A 19,298-nucleotide genomic window follows, 5' to 3' on the forward strand; every position below is an offset into this window, starting at 1 on the left:
GATGAATCGGTGCGGGAGGAGCCAAGCCACACGAGCGCAAGCCTTCGACCATCACGGCTCGCCCTGCCCGATCGCTTCCTTGCGCCTGGCCACATACGCCTCCAGCGCCTCGCGCACGGCAATATCAATCGTCGGTTCGACATAATCCTCCAGCGCTTTCTTCCACAGCCGCGTCGCCCGCGCCGTGGCGTCTAGCCCGCCGGCCTCCTGCCAGGCCTCGTAGTTCTGCCAATTCGAGAGGATCGGCTGGTAGAAGGCGGTTGCATAGCGCTCCAGCGTGTGCGGCTCGCCGAAGAAATGGCCGCCGGTCGGCACCGCACCCAGCGCCTCGACGGCGAGTTCCGCCTCGTTGACTTCGATCGGGCGCAAAAACTCCATCATGTGCTGGATCATCTCGACGTCGATGATGAACTTTTCGAACGATGCGGTCAGCCCGCCCTCCTGCCAGCCGGCTGCGTGGTAGACGAGATTGCCGTGGCCGAGCACCGCGCCCCACAGCGCCATCAGCGTCTCATAGGCGCCTTGCGCGTCGGCGGCGTTGGAGGCCGAGCCCGGCGTCGTCCGGTAGGGCAGTCCATAGCGCCGCGCCAATTGCCCGGAGGCGATGTTGGCCTTGGTGTTCTCCGGCGTGCCAAAGGCCGGCGCACCGGACTTCATATCGACATTGGAGGTGAAGGCGCCATACATGACCGGGGCGCCAGGGCGGACAAGCTGCGTCAAGACCACGCCGAACAGAGCCTCGGCGTTCTGTTGCGCCAGCGCGCCGGCAAGCGTCACCGGGCTCATCGCCCCCATCAGCGTGAACGGCGTCACCGCAACCGACTGGCCGAACTTGGCCATGGTCATCAGCCCTTCGGCCATCATCTCGTCGAAGCGGCGCGGCGAGTTGACCGAGATGATGGTGGTGACGCCGGGATCGTCGCGCATCTGGTCGAGGCTCAAGCCCCGCGAAATCGCCATCATTTCGATGCCATCCAGCGCCCTGCCGCGGCCGATCGCCGAGACGTGAAAACTCTTGTCGGTCAGCGTCAGATTGGCGAAATAGGTGTCGAGGTGGCGTGAATTGGCCGGCAGTTCCACAGGTGCGCAGACCTGATTGCCGAGCATGTGGATGCAGTTGAAATGCTGCGCCAGCCGGGTGAGATCGCAATAGTCGCGCAAATTGCCGGCGCGCCGGCCGCGTTCCATGTCATGCACGTTCGGCGGTCCGGCGACGAGCGTAAAATTGATGGTGTTGCCGCCGAGATGGACTGTGTGGGCCGGGTTGCGCGGCGTCAGCGTATAGCTGGACCGCGTCGTCTTCAGTGCCTCGTCGACCATGCCGCGCTCGATGCGGACAGTCATCGACGCATGATCGACCTTGGCGCCAGCCTTCTCGAACAGCGAAAGCGCCCGCGGGCTCATCACCTCGATGCCGAAATTCTCCAGAATGTGCATCGACGCCTGGTGGATCGCCTCGATCTGGTCGGCCGAGAGCATCGCCATCGGCGGATAGGGATTTGTCACGCGGCGCAACGGCAGTTGCGGGATGGCGGCCGGTCCCCTGTTGCTGGTTCGCTCGGCGCCGCGCTTGCGTCTCGGTTCGGTCATGCGGCGCATCAAAGCGCCGGCACGACGATCGGGCTGTCAGAAATCCGCCACCTGCGGGCGCGATTTTAGCCAAGGCGGCATTTTAGGATTTTCATGCCGACAAAAGCGACGGAAAACGTCGGAATATCTATCCTCGCTGTGTCGCGGCCAAAGCGTCCGATCAGCCGTTAAGGAACGCTGCAAGATTCCCTTTATGATTCCGGCCTAATCCTCTTCCAATGGGTAGGTCGAGTTTTCGCAAAATTGTAGCCGTTACCGTGCTGCTGGCGCTGTCGGCCTGCGCGACGCCGCCGAGCCATATCAACAATGTCTGCGCTGTCTTCGACCAGAATGACGGCTGGTTCGACAACTGGCAGGCGGCGGCCGAACGCGCCGAACAGAAGCACGGCGTGCCGGTTCCCGTGCTGATGGCGACGGTGCGCAAGGAATCCGGCTTCAAGAGCAACGCCAGGCCGCCGCGCAAGAAGCTGCTCGGCTTCATTCCCTGGAAACGCGTCTCCAGCGCCACCGGCTTCTCGCAGGCGCTCGACGGCACCTGGGCGCAATATCAGAGCGAGACCGGCAGTTGGGCGGCGCGCCGCACCAGCTTCGCCGATGCCGTCGATTTCGTCGGCTGGTATCATTCCAAGACATCAGACACGCTCGGCGTCGCCCGCAACGACACCTACAATCTCTATCTGGCCTATTATCTCGGCTGGACGGCCTATGGCCGCGGCAACCGCGGCGATGCCGGCGTGCAGCGCTATGCGCGGGCCACCGAGCAGATGGCTCGGGACTACGCCGCGCAGCTACGCCAATGCGCGCGTTGATGGCGCCACGGACCTAATCGTCCGTCAGCTTCGGCCTCTTGCCGTGCGGACGCTGCGGCGGAGCGCCGGCAAAGCCCGGACCGACGCCCTGCGGCGCGTCGTCGGGCACGCCTTCATTGGCGGCATGCTCCTTGTCGAACTTGATCACCGGCTCCATTTTCGCCAGCACGTCGTCGGCAAGCCAGCACAGGCTCATATGACCGTCGCCGAGATGCTTGACCGGCGGCACCTGCGTCTCGCAAAGATTGTCCGGCACCAGCTTCTTGTAGCCGCAGCGGGTCTGGAACGGGCAGCCGGTTGGCGGGTTCATCGCCGACGGGATGTCGCCCTCCAGCACGATGTGCTTCTTGATCACGCTGGTGTCGGCGATCGGGATCGCCGACAGCAGCGCCTCGGTATAGGGATGATAGGGCGGCGAAAATATCTGGTCGGTCGTGCCCTGCTCGACGATATAGCCGAGATACATGACGACGACGCGGTCGGCGATGTAGCGCACCACCGACAGGTCGTGGCTGATGAACAGCATCGTCGTCTTGTTCTTGCGCTGGATGTCCATCAACAGTTCGGTCACCGCCGCCTGCACCGACACGTCGAGCGCCGAGACCGGCTCGTCGGCCACCACCACCTTGGCGTCGCCGGCAAAAGCCCGCGCCACGCCGATGCGTTGCTTCTGGCCGCCTGAAAGCTGGCGCGGCTTGCGGGTTTCGAACGCCCGCGGCAGCTTCACCAGGTCGAGCAGTTCCAGCATGCGCTTGCGGCGGTCGGCAACGGTGTTGCCGACATTGAACTTTTCCAGCGTGCGGATGATCTGCGAGCCGACCGTATGGCTGGGGTTGAGCGTGTCGAACGGATTCTGGAACACCATCTGGATCGACGACACCGTCTCGACGCTGCGGTTTTCGACCCCGATCGACTGGATCTGCTGGTTGCCGAGCGTCACGCTGCCGGAGCTTGCCGTCTCCAGCCCGAGCAGCACCTTGGCCAGCGTCGACTTTCCGCAGCCGGACTCGCCGACGATGGCGACGGTCTCGGATTCGCGCGCCATGAAGGAGATCGTCTCATTGGCCTTGACGACGCGGCCCTCGCTCGAGCCGAACACCTCGCTGCCGCCAACCTTGTAGTATTTTCTGAGATCCTCGATCTTGAGCACCGGCGCGCCGGGCTCGACGCGCTCGTTGACCTTCTTGGCGCCGGGCGGCAGTGCTTCCCAGTCGATCTCGTTGAAGCGCACGCAGCGCGAAAAATGGCCTTCATGGCCGTCGACCGCGATCATCGGGATTTCGGCGGCGTTGCAGACGCCCTCGACGAAATGGTGGCAGCGGGGGCCGAAATTGCAGCCCTTCGGCCGCTCGTGCGGCAGCGGCAATTGCCCCGGGATTGAGATCAGAGGCCGCGAATTCTTGTCGGCGCCAGGCAGCGGGATCGAGCGGAACAGGCCTTGCGTGTAGGGATGGCGCATCCGGTCGAAGACGTCCTTGATCTTGCCGGTCTCCACCGCTTCGCCCGAATACATCACCGTGATGCGGTCGCAGGTTTCCAGGATCAGGCCGAGATTGTGCGACACGAAGATCATCGAGGTGCCGAACTTCTCGCCGAGCCCCTTGACCAGGTCGACGATGCCGGCTTCGACCGTCACGTCGAGCGCCGTCGTCGGCTCGTCGAGCAAGAGCAGCGCCGGCTTCGACAGCAGCGCCATGGCGATGACGATGCGCTGTTGCTGGCCGCCGGAAAGCTGGTGCGGAAAGGAGCGCATCATGCGCTCGGGATCGGGCAGCCTGACCGAGCGCACCATTTCCAGCGCGCGTTGATAAGCCTCTTCCTTCGACACCTTGTCGTGGATCAGCGGCACTTCCATCAGTTGCTGGCCGACCTTCATCGCCGGGTTCAGGCTGGCCATCGGCTCCTGGTAGATCATCGCGATCTTGTTGCCGCGGATGGCGCGCAGTTCCTCGTCGGACAGCTCGCCCATGTCCTTGCCCTGGAACTTTATCCGGCCGCCGACGATCTTTCCGATGTTGGAGAGGTCGCGCATGATGCCGAGCGACACGGTCGACTTGCCGCAACCGGATTCGCCGACGATGCCCATCGCTTCGCCAGGCATGACCGTGCAGGAAAAATCCATGACGGCCGGTATCTCGCCCTTGCGGGTGAAGAAGGAGATCGACAGGTTCTCGATCTCGATGATCGGCCCATTGGTCGGCCCGTTGGTCGGCTTGGGGGGATTTCGAACTGCCTCATTCATGGGTCGCTCCAATCCTGTTCTTTCAGCATATCGGGTCGAGAACCCGTCCATCAATCTTTCATCGATTGCTCACGCAGCGAGTCGGCCAGCAGATTAAGGCCCAGCACGAACGACATCAGCGCGATCGTCGGCGGCAGCGCCGGATGGATGAAGGAGCGCAGCAGCCGGCTGGCATCCTTGATCGCGGTGCCCCAGTCCGGGCTCTCGGGCGCCAGCCCCAGGCCGAAATAGCCGAGCGTGCCGAGCAGGATCGTGGTGTAACCGATACGCAGGCAAGCATCGACGATCAGCGGCCCGCGCGCATTGGGAAGTATCTCCCACAGCATGATGTACCAGGGCGATTCACCGCGCGTCTGCGCCGCTGCCACATAGTCGCGCGTTTTGATGTCCATGACCAGGCCGCGCACGATGCGGAACACGCCGGGGCTGGAGGCGAACACCACCGCCACGAAGATGTTGAGCTGGTTGGGATCGATATGGATGATCCTGAACGGATCGGCATCGAAGACCAGGCCGGCATAGACCCAGCCGCCAATGATCAGCGTCAGCCCCAGGAGGATGTAAAGGCGGTCGGGCCGTTTCTTGTAGCGCGTCCAGAACAGCACGCTGAAGAAAATGATCGGGAACATGAAGAACAGGCCGGCCATCGCATAGGGGATAGGTGTCTCCATGATGCCCGGCGTCACCAGGAGGTAGAACAGCAGGATCACCGGGAAGGCGAGCACCAGATTGGCGAGGAATGACAGCACCGTATCGATCCTGCCGCCATAATAGCCGGCCGGCAGGCCGAGCGTGATGCCGACCATCAGCGCAAACCCGGTCGCCGCCGGCGCGATGATCAGCACGATCTGGCTGCCGTAGACCATGCGGCTGAACACGTCGCGGGCAAGCTTGTCGCCGCCGAACAGGTAGACTAGTCCCGATTGCGGCTCGACCGCGCCCGGCAGCGCGTCCTTCATGATCGGGATCTGGACAAGCGGATTGAAGGGCGAGACGGTCGACGCGAAGATCGCCGTGAACAGCCAGAACAGGCAGATGCCGACGCCGACGATGCCGACGCTGCTGTCGAAGAGCTGACCGTAGAGGCCAAGCCTCTTCTTGTAGGCGAAGCTCGCCCCCATCACCAGGACGAGAGCGATCCAGACCGGCCAGAAACGCGCAAGCACGCCAAGCACCACATTGAAGGCGCCGATATATTCAAGCTGCATCCGCTCGATCCCCTATTGAACTCTGATACGCGGATTGAGAAACGCGTAGCCGACATCGGAAATGAGCTGCGTGATCAGGACGATGAACACCGAGACCAGGGAGCAGCCGAGCAAAAGATCGATATCGTTGTTGCCGGCCGCCTCGACCAGCGTGTAGCCAAACCCCTGGTAGCGGAACATCACCTCGACAATGACGACGCCGGTGAGCAGCCAGGGAAATTGCAGCATGATGACGGTGAATGGCGCGATCAGCGCGTTGCGCAGCGCGTGCTTGACCACGACGCTGCCGAAGGAGAGGCCCTTCAACCGGGCGGTGCGGATATATTGCTGCGTCATCACCTCGACCATCGAGGCGCGGGTCATGCGGGCGATATAGCCGATGCCATAGATCGCCAGCGTCATCACAGGCAGCGTGAAATTGTAGAAGGTGATGCCGCGGCTGGCCGAAGCCGCCGAACCGTTCAGCAGGCCGAGCCATGAGGCGAAGATGACGGTGAAAATGACGCCCGACACATATTCGGGCGTCGCCGTTGAGGCAATCGAGGCGACCGACAAGGTCCGGTCGGTTCGCGAGCCTTCGCGCATGCCGGCGAGGATGCCGATCAGCAGCGAGATCGGCACCATCACCACAAGCACCCAGAACATCAGGATTCCGGTAGCACCAAGCGCCGGGAATAGCTTCGACGCGACCGTCGTCTTGAACTTGGTCGAGCAGCCGAAGTCACCCTGCAGCACGCCGGAAAATGTCGGCTCGACAGGATCGTTGCAGAAGGAAAAACGTCGCGCCGGTTTGCCGGTTGCCGGGTCTGTGACCGGCTGTTTGGGCACGATACCCAGCCATTGGCCGTAGCGGGAGAAGAAATTCTGGCGATAGCCATGGTTGACCAGCCAGCTTTCGAGCTGCTCGGCCGAGGTGTGCATTTCGGTCTGGCTGATTGCCAGCTTTTTCAGATTGGGATCGAGATTGATCAGGAAGAACACGACCATCGTCAGGCACAGCATCGTCAATGCCATGGTGCCGAGGCGTCGAAGGATGAAAGAAAGCATGGCGGTCCCCTGCCGGTCTGGTTGGGGTTGAGGCCGGCTTGGAGCCAGTTCAGCTGCGATCGGCAGAGCTGGCTGTCAAACGGACCCTCAGAATGCGATCAACCCTGTCTTATTGCACGCCCTCTCCGAAGAGTCCGCGCTTTCTTGCTGGGCCGACCTTCGGTTGTGGGATCATGCAAGGCGTGGGTGGAAGGGGCGAACCGCCCCTTCCACGATCGATCCGATCAGGCCTCCTCGTCGAGCCAGACCTTGCCGTAGTCGCGCTCGAAGGTCGGATGCATGCCGTAGTTCTTAACGGCAGCGACCGAATGGCTGTAGAGCTTGCGCCAGTAAGGCTGGATGATGATGCCGGAATCCTGCAGAATCTGCTCGATGTCCTTCATCATTTCCTTGCGCTTGGCGGGGTCGGCAACGGCGAGCGCCGCGTTGAGCTTGGCATCCCACTCGGGATTCGACCAGCCCGTCTCGTTCCAGGCTTCACCGGTGCGATAGCCGATCGCCAGAACCTGGACGCCGAGCGGCCGCATGTTCCAGTTGGTCATCGACAGCGGGTATTTGGTCCAGTCGTTCCAGAAGGTCGAACCCGGCAGCACCGTACGCTTGACCTTGATGCCGGCGTCGCGCATCTGCGCGGCGATCGTATCGCCGGTATTCTTGTGCCAGTCTTCGTCGACCGTGATCAGCTCGTGCTCGAAATCGGCCTGACCGGCTTCCGCCATCAGCGCCTTCGCCTTGGCCGGATCGCGGGCAATCTTCGCCAGCTCGAAATATTCCGGATGGATCGGCGAGACATGGTGGTTTTCGGCGACAGTGCCGGCATTGCCACCGCCCAGCTGGAGCACGACAGCGTTGTCGACCGCGAGCTGCAGGGCGTTGCGGACCTTCTGATCGTCGTAAGGCTTGTTGGTCACATTGGTGCGGCAGACGATCGTCGAAGCGGTGACGACCTCGGACTTGACCAGGTCGACACCGTCGAGGATCGACACATAGTCGGCCGACGTCTCGAAGTTGGTGTGGACCTCTCCGGATTCGAAGGCGCTGACCGTAGCCGCCGGATCGGTGCCGTAGTCGATGAACTCGATGCCGTCGAGAAAGACCTCGCCGTCCCACCACTTGTTGTCTTCGCGGCGCTTGTAGACGACTTTCTGGCCGACATCGTAGGAGACCAGTTCAAATGGGCCGGTGCCGATCGGGCAGGCTTTGAAATCGCCGCCCTTTTCGTCGAAGGTCTTGTGGACGACGAGACCGGGATAGTCGCACACGTTGGGGATGAGCGCGATATCCGGCGTGCTGAGCGTCAGCTTGATCGTGTGATCGTCGACCTTGGTGACGGCGCTCTCATCCAGCTTGTCGTCCTTGACCAGCGAGCCGAGGCGACCGGGCATGGAATTGCCTTCGGCTTTCTTGTCGCCCCAACGCTTGAAGTTGAAGATGACATCGTCGGCGGTGAACGGATCGCCGTTGTTCCAGGTGACGCCCTTGCGCACATGCAGCGTGTATTCGGTGGCGTCGTCGTTGACGTCCCAGCTCTCGAGCAGGTAGGGGCGGAACGTGTATTCGTTTGTGTACTTGACCAACGGCTCGATCGCCTGGCGCTCGGCATTGGCGATTTCCGACCAGTCTGCCTTGCGCGGATCCTTCGGATCCTTGATCCACATAGCGACCTTCAGTATGCCGCCCTTCTTGCCCTGCACGTCCTGCGCTCTCGCCGGCGTCGGGTCGGCGAGGCCGAGCATGCCATAGGCCATCGCCGTGGACGCGCCGAAGACACTGGCCAAAGCGAGAAACTCGCGGCGATCGACACGTCCCGCCCTGGCTTCCTCGGCCATCGCATGGATGTGATCCGGAACGCGGTCGCCATTACTCTTGTAGATTGTCATCGAGAACTCCCATTGTTGGCTTTCTGCCTTTTACCATTCCGCATCCGGGCCGTGATGTCAAAAACGGCACGGATTGGGAACATGCCAAGGAATGTGCAACTTTGGAAGGGAAGCAGTTCGCGTGATAACGACAGTCTTGGCGCAAAATTGCTATTGCCCGGCAGATTTCGTTCGAATCTCCGACATCGATCAAACCGAGACATTTACTGCCGCGCCGCACGTCCCCTCGGGCGCGCAACGGACGCTGTAGCAGTTTGATTTTGCGCCGAAATCGATATCGATTCTCGCGGTCATGCGCGAAGCTTTGCACCGCGCCACCCGATCCCGGATGAGTGCCGATACGGCGACGAGGGCTGTCGGACTGCCGGACCCTATCTCGCCGGCCGGCTTCAGTACTCGCGTTCGTAGAAAATGCCACCCTTGGCTTCGCCGGCATCGGTGGCTTCGCCGCGCAATTTGACGCCGCGGCCGACGTCGAGATCGATCGCCGCCTTGCCCGAACCCGGCTTGTCGCCCTTCTGGATCGTCACATAGGTGCGGTCGTTGAGATATTTGCCGGCCGAGACCGCGGTGCCGCCCTCCTCGTCGGTGACGACGTCGAGGTCGTCGACGCCGATCGCGCTGCGCAGGTTCTGGAGCAGCGAGGTCGAGCCGCCGATACCGGCCAGTTGCGCGGCGGCTTCGGCAAGCTGGGCGATCTGCAGCGGCGACAGGTTCGACATCGAGCGGCCGAAAATCAGTTGCGCCAGAACCTCGTCTTCCGGCAGCGCCGGCACCGACGAGAAGTTGAATTTCGGATTGGTCGCCTCGCCCGACACCACGATGGTGACGGTGGTGCTGCTCGTCGTCGATGTCGCCGTGAGATTGAGATAAGGCACCAGCGACCCCGAAAAGCCGACCGTGCCTTCGGTGAAGGTCAGCCGCTTGGCCAGGATCGACAGCCGACCGCGCTGCAAGTCAAAGGTGCCGACCGCTTGCGGCGACGATGCCGGGCCGGTCAGCCGCAGCGAACCGCCAAGCTCGGCATCGACGCCCCTGCCCTGGATGAAGATCTGGCTGGGCGCGTTGACCGTGACATCGAGGTTGAGGCCGCCGCCACCGCTGCTGCTGCTCGCCGTCGCCGGGCGCAACGCCTTGTCCTGCGCCCGCACGGCGGCCGGTGCGTTCTTGTGCCTGATGTTGAGCGCCGCCAGCGAGCCCGGCAGCTTTTCGGGAACGGTGATGACGGTCTTGGCCAGGTTGATCGTGCCCGAGATCACCGGCGCCGATGCGAGTGGCCCCTTGATGGTCAGGTCGCCACCGAGATTGGCGGTGACCACCCTGCCGTCGGTGTAGCGGCCGTCGACGAGCTTGACCGACAGGTCGGCCGGAAAGCCTTGCGCCGGATTGATGCCGACCGTGCCGCTGGCCGACAGGCTGCCGCGCGTCGACAAATTGCCGGTCAGGCGGTTGATCCTGGCGACGCCATCGCCGATCGCCACATCGGCGGTGATGTCGTTGATTGCAAGTCCCGAGCGGGCATCGATCAGGCGGGCACCTGACGTGCGGACCGTGCCTGTGATCACCGGCGCCGTCGCCGGGCCGCGCACCTTCAGATTGACGTCGGCCGTGCCGCTCAACGACAGGCCTTGTGCGGCCAGTGTCCGGGTCAGGAAGGCGAACGGCACCTTGCCGGAAAAGTCGAGATCAAGCGTCGGCGTGCCTGATGTCGTCATCGTGCCGCCGCCCTTGAGGCCGAGACCGGCGGCATCGCTCATGTTGGCCTCGAACGTCAGTCGGTTGCCGGAAAACGTGCCGGAGGACGAAACGCCCATGCCGCCGAAACCGGCGCCGCGGGTCTGCGACGTCTGGACGCCTGCGGCGTCGACCTTGAAGGCGACGGCCGGATTGGCCGGCGCGCCCGTCACCTTCACCGTGCCCGAGATCGAGCCGGCGGCATCGAGGCCGGGCGAGAAACTGTTGGCGAGCGACATCGGCACCCGCGCCAGCGTCGCGTTGAGATTGAGCGCCTCCCCGACCTTGCCCGAAACCGTCGCCGTGCCGCCGCCGAGGTTGAGTGCGAGCCTGTCCAGGCTGGTGGTGCCGTTGGCGACGGTGATGGTCGAGGTCTGGGCGATCGCCGCCTTGATGCCGCGCATGGTCGCCTGGCCGGAGGCGAGCTCAACCGTCGTCGTGCCATTGGCGACCCTGACGCGGCCGGCCGCCTTGGCCGGAATGTCCTTGACGGTGGCGCCGCCGGAAAAGCCGGTCCAGTCGCCGTCACGGGTGAGATCGACATCGATGCCGCGAATGACGGTGTCGCCGGAGGTGACGCTGTCGGCACGGATTTTTCCGGAGATCACCGGTGCCGCGAGATAATTGGCGATCGATGCATCGATGGTCACCGTCTTCGCCGAAACATCGCCGCGTGTAATCGAAGCGGTCGAAGCCTTGACGGTGACGCCAGGCGCATTGCCGGCCTTCGAGAAGACGATCGTGCCGCGGATGTCGCCTTCCGCCTTTTCCAGCGCAAGCGCTGCCAGCGGTCCGATGTCAGGCAGGTCGAGCGCCACGGTGCCTTCGGGCACGAACGCCTCGTCAAGCGCCAGGTCGCCTGATATCCGGTTCTTGCCGAGCGACAGCAAAAGCCCGTCGATGGCGCGCTTGCCGTCTGACGTCGCCAGCACGGCGCTGCCTTGCAGGGGCTGGCCCGCGACGTTTCCGGTCAGTTGGACATTGGCCGCCGGGTTGGCGGCATCGGCCTTCCCGGTGGCGGTGAGGCTCAACCCGGTGATCTCGCGTTCGGCAACCGAAAGCCGGTCGCTGTTGACCGTCAGCGACAGGTCGGGCGCGGTGCTGGCGCCTTGCGCGTTCAGCGCGAAGGTGATGGCGCCGTTGGCGTCCCCTGACAGAAGCGAGATGTCGGCCAGCGCGCCCTTGATGTCGACGGTGAGCTTGTTGTCGGCAAGGCTGGCCTGCCCGTCGGCGGTCAGCGCGCCGGACACCAGCCTGATCGCGTTGGCGGTGACATCGCCATTGGCGTCGCGCTTCAGCGCGGCACTGAGTTCCGTCCGCTGCGCGAGCACGCCGCGCGCTGCCGCCGGCAGCGCCGCGGAAACGGCGTCGGTCTTGAGGTTGAGGTCGATGGCGCCGTCGGCCAGCGAGATCCTTCCATTGAAGCCGGTGTTCAGCGCGTCGCTCGTCACCGACCCGCTGTCGATGACAATGCCGTCGGTCGCCAGGCTGCCGGCGACTTGTGCCGTGATCTTGCCGGCGATCAGCGGCGCTATGGTCGGATTGTCCAGGCCGATCTTGTTTGCCGTCACCGTGCCGGAGACCGGCCCCGTCCGGCTCTTCACGTCGAAAGCGTCCGAGTGCAATGCCAGCGTGAGCCCCTCGACATCGCTGAATTTCGTCGCGACCGACGGCAGAACAGCGGAAATGTCGAGCTGCGGCTGCATGCCCTGCCCTGCAGCCTTTACCGAAAGCGCCTGCAGCTCGAGCTTGATCGGGCTCTCGGTGCTGCCGAGCGTCAGCGGCAGGCTCGGGCCGGTCGAGGCCAGGTCGAGCGAAAAATCGCTGGCGCCGTTCGGATTGATGGTGCCGGCAGCCTTGCCGGAAATTTTGTCTCCTGAAAGCGTCGCGCGGTCGATGGCGACGCCGCCGGCGGAGGAGAAGCTGCCTCCCGCATCGAGCTTGAGGGGCCCGAGCCCCGCCTGGCGGGTCTGGCTGGTCTCGGCACCGCTGAGCTGCGCATCGAAACGAATGTCAGGGGCTGCCGACGGTCCCGTCACTTGCGCCGTTCCACCGAGTGTGCCCGCGGCGTCGAGGCCGGGTGAAAAATCATTGGCCAGGGCGGCCGGCAGCCCGGAAAACTCTGCGGCGAGATCGAGCGTCTGGCCGGCGGTGCCGGACACTGTCACCGATCCGCCGCCGACATCGAGCATCAGCTTCTCGATGCTGGCCGCGCCATTGGCGATGCTCAGGGTCGACGGCTGCGCGATCGCCGCCTTGATGCCGCGAATGGTCGCTTCGCCGGAGGCGATCTCGACGCTTGTCGTGCCGTCCGCGATCTTCACCCTGCCTTCTGCCGTGGCCGGAATGCCGGCGACGGTGGCGCCGCCGGAAAACCCGGTCCAGTCGCCGTCGCGCTTCAAATCGACACCGATGCCGCTGATCACGGTGCCGCCGGAGGTGACGCTGTCGGCACGGATTTTACCGGAGATCGACGGTGCGGCGACATAGTTGGCAATCAGCGCATCGATGGTGACCGTCTTTGCCGAAAGATCGCCGCGCGAAATTGAATCTGTGGTCGCCTTGACGGTGACGCCAGGCGCATTGCCGGTCTTCGAGAAGACGATCGTGCCACGCACGTCGCCGTCAGCTTTTTCCAGCGCCAGGGCTGCGAGCGGACTGATATCGGGTAGATCCAGCGCAACCGTGCCGAGCGGCAGGAATCGATCGTCGAGAGCAAGGTCGCCCGAAACTTTGTTGTCGCCCAGTGACAGGCTTAGTCCGTTTATGGACCGCTTTCCCTGGCGCGTTACCAGCGACGCCTTGAAATCGAGTGGCTCGTCATTGACGGATCCGGTGAGCGAGATATCGGCCGCCGGGCTGGCGATGTCGCCCTTCCCCGTCGCGGTGAGCTTTAGCCCGGTGATTTCTCGCGCCGCCACCGAAAGCCGGTCGCTGTTGACCGTCAGCGACAGGTCGGGCGCGGTGCTGGCGCCTTGCGCGTTCAGCGCGAAGGTGATGGCGCCCTTGGCATCCCCGGACAGAAGCGAGATGTCGGCGAGCGCGCCCTTGACGTCGGCGCTGACCTTGTTGTCGGCGAGGCTGGCCTGCCCGTCGGCGCTGAATGCACCTGATACCAGCCTGATGGCGTTGGCGATAACATTGCCGTTGGCGTCGCGCTTCAGTGCCGCGCTGAGCTGCGTCCGCTCGGCGAGCACGCCGCGCACTGCCGCCGGCAGTGCCGCGGAAGCCGCAACCGCCCTGAGGTTGAGATCGATGGCGCCATCGGCCAGGGAGACCCTTCCATTAAAGCCGCTGTCCAGTACCTCGCTCGTTACCGAGCCGCTGTCGATGACGATGGTATCGGTAGCGAGATCGCCGGCGACCTTGGCAGTAATCTTTCCGGCGAGCAGCGGCGCGATGGTCGGATTGTCCAGGCCGATTTTGTCCGCCGTCACCGTGCCGGAGATCGGCCCTGTTCGGCCCTTCAGATCGAAGGCGTCGGAATGCAATGCCAGCGTGAGCCCCTCGACATCGCTGAATTTCGTCGCGACCGAAGGCAGAACAGCGGAAATGTCGAGCTGCGGCTGCGTGCCCTGCCCCGCGACCTCCACCGACAGCGCCTGCAACTCGAGCTTGATCGGGCTCTCGGTGCTGCCAAGCGCCAGCGGCAAGCTCGGGCCGGTCGAGGCCACGTCGAGCGAAAAATCGCTGGCGCCGTTCGGATTGATGGTGCCGGCAGCCTTGCCGGAAATTTTGTCCCCGGCAAGCGTCGCGTTGTCGATGGCGACGCCGCCGGCGGAGGAGAAGCTGCCTGCCGCATCGAGGTTGAGCTGCCCAAGCCCCGCCTGGCGGGTCTGGCTGGTTTCGGCGTCGTTGAGCTGCGCATCGAAACGAATGTCAGGGGCTGCCGACGGTCCCGTCACTTGCGCCGTTCCACCGAGCGTGCCCACGGCGTCGAGGCCGGGTGAAAAATCATTGGCCAGGGCGGCCGGCAGCCGGGAAAACTCTGCCGCAAGGTCGAGCGTCTGGCCGGCGGTGCCGGATACGGTCACCGATCCGCCGCCGACATCGAGCATCAGCTTCTCGATGCTGGCCGCGCCATTGGCGATGCTCAGGGTCGACGGCTGCGCGATCGCCGCCTTGATGCCGCGAATGGTCGCTTCGCCGGAAGCGATCTCGACGCTTGTCGTGCCGTCGGCGATCTTCACCCTGCCTTCGGCCCTGGCCGGAATGCCGGCGACTGTGGCGCCGCCGGAAAACCCGGTCCAGTCGCCGTCGCGCTTCAAATCGACACCGATGCCGCTGATCACGGTGGCGCCTGATGTGACCGTATCGGCCTTGATCGTGCCGGAGATCGCCGGCGCCTTGAGAAAGTTGGCGACCAGCGCGTTGACGGCGATGGTCTTCGCCGCCAGATCGCCGCGGGAAATAGACCCGCTCGTCATATCGATGACTACCGTCGGCGCGCCACCATCATTCGAGAGGCGGATGCTGCCCTGCACGTCGCCGGCCGCCGTCTGCCCAGCAAGCGCGGCCAGCGGGCCGATATCGGGCGCTTCGAGGGTCAGCGTGCCGAGCGGCAGCAAGCTGTCGTCGAGCACGAGATCGCCCGAGACCTTGTTGTCGGCCAGCGACAGGCTAAGCCCGTTGAGGGAACGCGTTCCGTCACGCGTCACCAAAGATGCCCTGAGATCGAGCGGCTGGTCGTCGACGGACCCGGTCAGTGCGACATCGGCGGCGGGATTGACGATGTCGGCCTTGCCCGTCGCTGTCAGCTTGATCGCCGTGACCGTCCGGCCCGACGCGGTCAGGCTGTCGCTGTCGGCCGAGACCGAGAAATCCGGCGCCGAGCGCGCGCCGCTCGCCGTCAGCGCGAAATCGACGGCCCCGCCGACTGGTATGCCAACCATCGGCGACAGCACCGAAATGTCGCCGAGCGTACCCCTGATGTCGGCCTGGATGTCGGTGCCCGTCGCGCTGGCGGTGCCGCTGGCGCTGAGCGAGCCCGAATTGAGTTGCAGCGCATTGGCGGCAAACAAGCCTTGCGGGTCGCGGGTCGCGGTCGCCGAGAATGTCACGCGCTCGCCGAGAATCGGGCGGATCTGCGGCGGCAGCGCAGTCGAGACGGCATCGGCATTCATCTTGAGCGTCATCGCCAGATCGGCCAACGTCACCCTGGATGTCACCGAGGCATTGAGCGCATCGCTGCGCAGCGTGCCTTGTTCGACGACGATCTCGTCCTTGCTGACCGACCCGGCGAGGTCCGCAGTGACCCTGCCGGTCACCAGCGGTGCCAGCGTCGCCACGTCGGTGTTCAGGCCGCCGGCGATAAGCTTGATGGTGACCGGTCCGCTGCGGTCCTGGATGTCGAAGCCGTCGGAATGGATTTCGGCCACCAGATCGTCCACCCGGGTGCCGCCCGCCACCACCGAGACCAGGGACACGCCGATGTCGATTATCGGTGCCTTGCCGCCGCCGAACGCGCGGGCCGTGGCGCCGGTGATCGCCACCGTCACCGGCTGCGCCGCGGCGCCGAGGCTGAGCACGATTGGTGGACCCTTGGCGACGATTTCCGCCGAAAGGTCGCTGGCGCCGTTGGGGTCGATGCTGCCCGCGGCGGTGCCATGCACGGCATCGCTGTCGATGCTGGCGCGCTCGACCTCGACGCCGCCCGTCACGATCGCGGTCCCGGCGAGATCGAAGCTGGTCTTGCCGGCGAACAAGGATTTCAGATTGTCGGGCAAGAAGCGCTGGAAGTCGCCGTCGCCCTTGGCCTCGACATAGTTGCCCTTGTCGGTGACCTGGTGGCGACCGGTGAGCTGGGTGACGATCTGGCCGTCGACGACGAAGGTACCGATGCCGCTCCAGTTGGCGACCGGCCCGGTGCCGGTGACGACCATGCTGACCGGCGGCGCATCCGGCAATTTGAGCAGATTGGCGATGATGCCGCCGGCCGGCTCCGACGCCTTCAGATCGAGGTCCAGCTTGTTGTCGGCGGGCGCGAAATGGATGTTGGCGTCGACCTTGCCTTGCTTGCCGTCGCGGCGGGTGATGTTGAGGCTGGTTTCGAGCGCCAATGGCGCCGCGTCGGCCTTGAACGATCCCTTGGCGGCGAGCTCGGCGATACCGCTGCCGGCCAGCGCCTGCCCGAGCGCGATTTCCGGCAGGTCGATCTGCTTGACGTCGAGCGACACCGGCAGCGTGGTGGCGCCACCTTGGCTCGGCTGCGTGCCGGCCACCGGCAGCCGCGCCAGTTCGATGCGATCGGCGGCGACGCGGCCGGCGCTGAAGTTCTTCGACAGAAGCGCCAGCGGCGACCAGTCGACCGCCACCTTGCGCGCCACCAGCCAGGCGCCCTGGCGATCCTCCAGCACCACATGGTCGACCGTCAGGGCGCCGGACCAGATGCCGTCGATGCCGCTGACCGTGACCTTCTGGTCATCGCTCGACGCCACGGTCGAGATGATGCCGGCGAGATTGGCGCGGCCGCGCTCGGTCTTGGTGAGCACGACGAGCGCACCGACCACCGCCGCCACAAGGACGAGCAGCGTGTAAAGGGCAATGCGAAGGATGCGCTTGAACATTGTCATCAAAACGCCTGGCCGATGCCGGCATAGATGCCGAAATCCGGGTCCTCGGGATCCGGGTTGAGCGGCACCGCCGCATCGATGCGCAGCGGTCCGAACGGCGTAATATAGCGCAAGCCGACGCCGGCGCCGACCTTCATGCTGGAAAAATCCGGGAATTGATCGGTCGAGACGGTGCCGGCATCGACGAACGGCACGACGCCGATCGTGTCGGTGATGGCGATGCGCATCTCGATCGAGGTCTCGAAGATGGACAGCCCGCCGATCGGCTCTCCGTCGGCGCCCTTCGGACCGATGCCCTGATAGGCATAACCGCGCACCGAGCCGCCGCCGCCGGAATAGAAACGGCGGTCGGCCGGAACATCCTGAAGGCCGGCGCCGATGATCGAACCGATGGCGACGCGTTCGGCCAGGACGAACTTCGAGGCCGCGTCGAGCGCCTGATAGGCCGATCCTTCGCCCCTAAGCTTGACGAAGGCGGCACCGTTCAAAATGTCGTAGCTCGGCTCGGCATAGGCCAGCGCCCTGAATCCGGTCGTCGGGTTGAGCCGGTTGTCGCGGTTGTCAAAGACATATCGCAGCGGAATGCTGGCGATCAGAAAAGTGTGCTTGCCGAAAGAATCGGTGATCTTCGAATAGTCGAGCGCGACCTCCGCCGAAACCGTCTGCCGCCTGTCGAGGTCATAAGACAGGCCGGTGCTGCCCTTGACCGAGAAACGGTCGTAGGCGTCGGGATGCTCCAGCACGGTGTTGACGTTGGCGAAGAATTTGGACGCCGGCCCGACCACGCCCGGCTTTTCGAACATGATGCCGGCATTGTAGTTGAGCTCGGTCAGTTCGTTGCTGCCGATGCCGCTGATTTCGCCCTCGATGCGCAGTTTTTCGGCACGACCGAACAGATTGCGGTGACCCCAATAGCCTTCGAGGCCGAGCCCCTCGGTGTTGGAGAAGGTGCCGCCAAGGCCGAAATAGCGCGGCTTGCGCTCGCTCACTTCGACGCCGATCGGGATGTTGCCGTCGGCGTCGAGACCGTCGGCCTCCTTCAGCGTAACGCTGTTGAAGACTTCCAGCCCGAGCAGCCGGTCGCGCGCCTCGTCGACCTCTTCCGGCGAATATTGGCGGCCGCGCTTCAGGCCGGTCATGTATTCGGTGAAATCGCGGTCGACCTTCTCGGTGCCTTCGACCGTGGTGTCGCCATAGCCGGCAACCGGCCCGGCGGCCACGGTCAGCGCCACGTCGAGCGTCGAGGTGGCGTGATCGGCAACGATCTCGCGGGCGGTCACCTTGGCCAGCGGCCTGCCGTCCTCCTTGAGCGCCCGCACGATCGACGCCTCGGCCTTGAGCACGGCACCGGACCCGGCATCGCCGCCGGCGATCAGGCCGAAATCGGCGCCCGCCAGCCCCGCCGCATCGCCCTCCAGCCTGATGTCGCCAAGCGTGAACTTCGGCCCGGCCGCAATGTTGATCACCACCGGAATCGGCTGCGGACCCGAGAATTCGGCGTCCGGCGGCAAATCGTCGAGCGGCTTGCCTTCGATGGTAATGGTGACGACGCCCTCGTAGCGGGCGTCCGCATAAAGGGCGGCGACAAGCTGATCGCGGTCGGCACGCGCCTTGGCCAGCAGGCCGAGCGAACCGGAGACCGGACGTTCTTCGTCGTCCTTCAGCGCCGAGGCGTTTTCGAGTTTCTCGGCGAGATCCTCGTCGGCGTCGGGCGCCTCTATGGTCACCGCATAGCGCAGCGGATCGACGATGTCGGCATCTTCATCCTCCGACGATCCCCACAGCTTGATGCCGAAGATCTCGAAAGCGGCCGCATTTCCGCTCGCGCCAACCAGTGCAGTCGAGCATAGCAAGGCGGAAAGCAAGGCGAGCGAAAACACGCGCCGTGGCGCGGTTCCTCCCGACATCTGCCTTTCATACGCCGACATTACAACTCTACACTAGCGGCCAAAGCTAAAATTGGAATGAAGTTCTGAATTGCTCGTAAACGGGCCACAATCCAATTGCCACAATCCAACTGTCTTAAATGGACAGGGCTTGGAATTCACACCTTCTGCGTCGCCGCAAGAAAGCGTGATCCCTGTCCTGTGGAGGTACTACCGGTCATCGGCCGGAAAGGAAACCGTTGGCAGGCGGGAACCTGCCGCGTCCTTGTGTTGACAAGCTGGACCGAAGCTTGAACATGTCTGGGCGTAACGTGGACGTAACGTAAGCAG

Annotated in this window: 8 protein-coding genes; 1 reads left to right on the forward strand and 7 read right to left on the reverse strand. The window is 64.2% G+C overall.

Annotated features, from left to right (window positions below):
* Window positions 1-51: 51 nt before the first annotated feature.
* Window positions 52-1,590, reverse strand: a complete 1,539-nt coding sequence (locus AC0L3H_RS13325) for a trimethylamine methyltransferase family protein (RefSeq protein WP_473585761.1) — start codon at window positions 1,588-1,590, stop codon at window positions 52-54.
* A 218-nt stretch (window positions 1,591-1,808) separates the two neighbouring features.
* Between AC0L3H_RS13325 and AC0L3H_RS13330 the strand changes: the two genes are divergently transcribed.
* Window positions 1,809-2,399 (forward strand): transglycosylase SLT domain-containing protein, encoded by a 591-nt coding sequence (locus AC0L3H_RS13330; protein ID WP_473585762.1) that lies wholly within the window; start codon window positions 1,809-1,811, stop codon window positions 2,397-2,399.
* Window positions 2,400-2,412: 13 nt separating this feature from the next.
* Here AC0L3H_RS13330 and AC0L3H_RS13335 read toward each other — a convergent pair whose 3' ends face one another.
* The 6 genes from AC0L3H_RS13335 to AC0L3H_RS13360 form a co-directional block, all read right to left on the reverse strand.
* On the reverse strand, window positions 2,413-4,641 hold the full coding sequence (locus tag AC0L3H_RS13335) for a dipeptide ABC transporter ATP-binding protein (RefSeq protein WP_419693815.1): 2,229 nt from the start codon (window positions 4,639-4,641) through the stop codon (window positions 2,413-2,415).
* A gap of 50 nt (window positions 4,642-4,691) precedes the next feature.
* Complete coding sequence (locus AC0L3H_RS13340; protein WP_091600286.1) at window positions 4,692-5,849, reverse strand: ABC transporter permease; 1,158 nt, start codon at window positions 5,847-5,849, stop codon at window positions 4,692-4,694.
* Window positions 5,850-5,861: 12 nt separating this feature from the next.
* Complete coding sequence (locus AC0L3H_RS13345) at window positions 5,862-6,896, reverse strand: ABC transporter permease (protein WP_027153847.1); 1,035 nt, start codon at window positions 6,894-6,896, stop codon at window positions 5,862-5,864.
* Between the two features lie 224 nt (window positions 6,897-7,120).
* The gene (locus AC0L3H_RS13350) at window positions 7,121-8,776 is read right to left on the reverse strand and encodes an ABC transporter substrate-binding protein (RefSeq protein ID WP_091600287.1); all 1,656 of its coding nucleotides are present in this window, start codon (window positions 8,774-8,776) and stop codon (window positions 7,121-7,123) included.
* Window positions 8,777-9,165: 389 nt separating this feature from the next.
* Entirely contained in the window at window positions 9,166-17,082 is a 7,917-nt protein-coding gene (locus AC0L3H_RS13355) for a translocation/assembly module TamB domain-containing protein (protein ID WP_473585763.1), read from the reverse strand.
* On the reverse strand, window positions 17,082-19,010 hold the full coding sequence (locus AC0L3H_RS13360) for an autotransporter assembly complex protein TamA (RefSeq protein ID WP_473585764.1): 1,929 nt from the start codon (window positions 19,008-19,010) through the stop codon (window positions 17,082-17,084). The genes AC0L3H_RS13355 and AC0L3H_RS13360 overlap by 1 nt, the downstream gene beginning before the upstream one ends.
* Window positions 19,011-19,298: the final 288 nt, after the last annotated feature.

The sequence above is a fragment of the Mesorhizobium sp. WSM4816 genome (assembly GCF_055811535.1).

Coding starts and splice junctions, on each gene's coding strand:
- AC0L3H_RS13325 (WP_473585761.1), bottom strand. CDS start 1,590: ATGACCGAACCGAGACGCAAGCGCGGCGCCGAGCGAACCAGCAACAGG.
- AC0L3H_RS13330 (WP_473585762.1), top strand. CDS start 1,809: ATGGGTAGGTCGAGTTTTCGCAAAATTGTAGCCGTTACCGTGCTGCTG.
- AC0L3H_RS13335 (WP_419693815.1), bottom strand. CDS start 4,641: ATGAATGAGGCAGTTCGAAATCCCCCCAAGCCGACCAACGGGCCGACC.
- AC0L3H_RS13340 (WP_091600286.1), bottom strand. CDS start 5,849: ATGCAGCTTGAATATATCGGCGCCTTCAATGTGGTGCTTGGCGTGCTT.
- AC0L3H_RS13345 (WP_027153847.1), bottom strand. CDS start 6,896: ATGCTTTCTTTCATCCTTCGACGCCTCGGCACCATGGCATTGACGATG.
- AC0L3H_RS13350 (WP_091600287.1), bottom strand. CDS start 8,776: ATGACAATCTACAAGAGTAATGGCGACCGCGTTCCGGATCACATCCAT.
- AC0L3H_RS13355 (WP_473585763.1), bottom strand. CDS start 17,082: ATGACAATGTTCAAGCGCATCCTTCGCATTGCCCTTTACACGCTGCTC.
- AC0L3H_RS13360 (WP_473585764.1), bottom strand. CDS start 19,010: ATGTCGGCGTATGAAAGGCAGATGTCGGGAGGAACCGCGCCACGGCGC.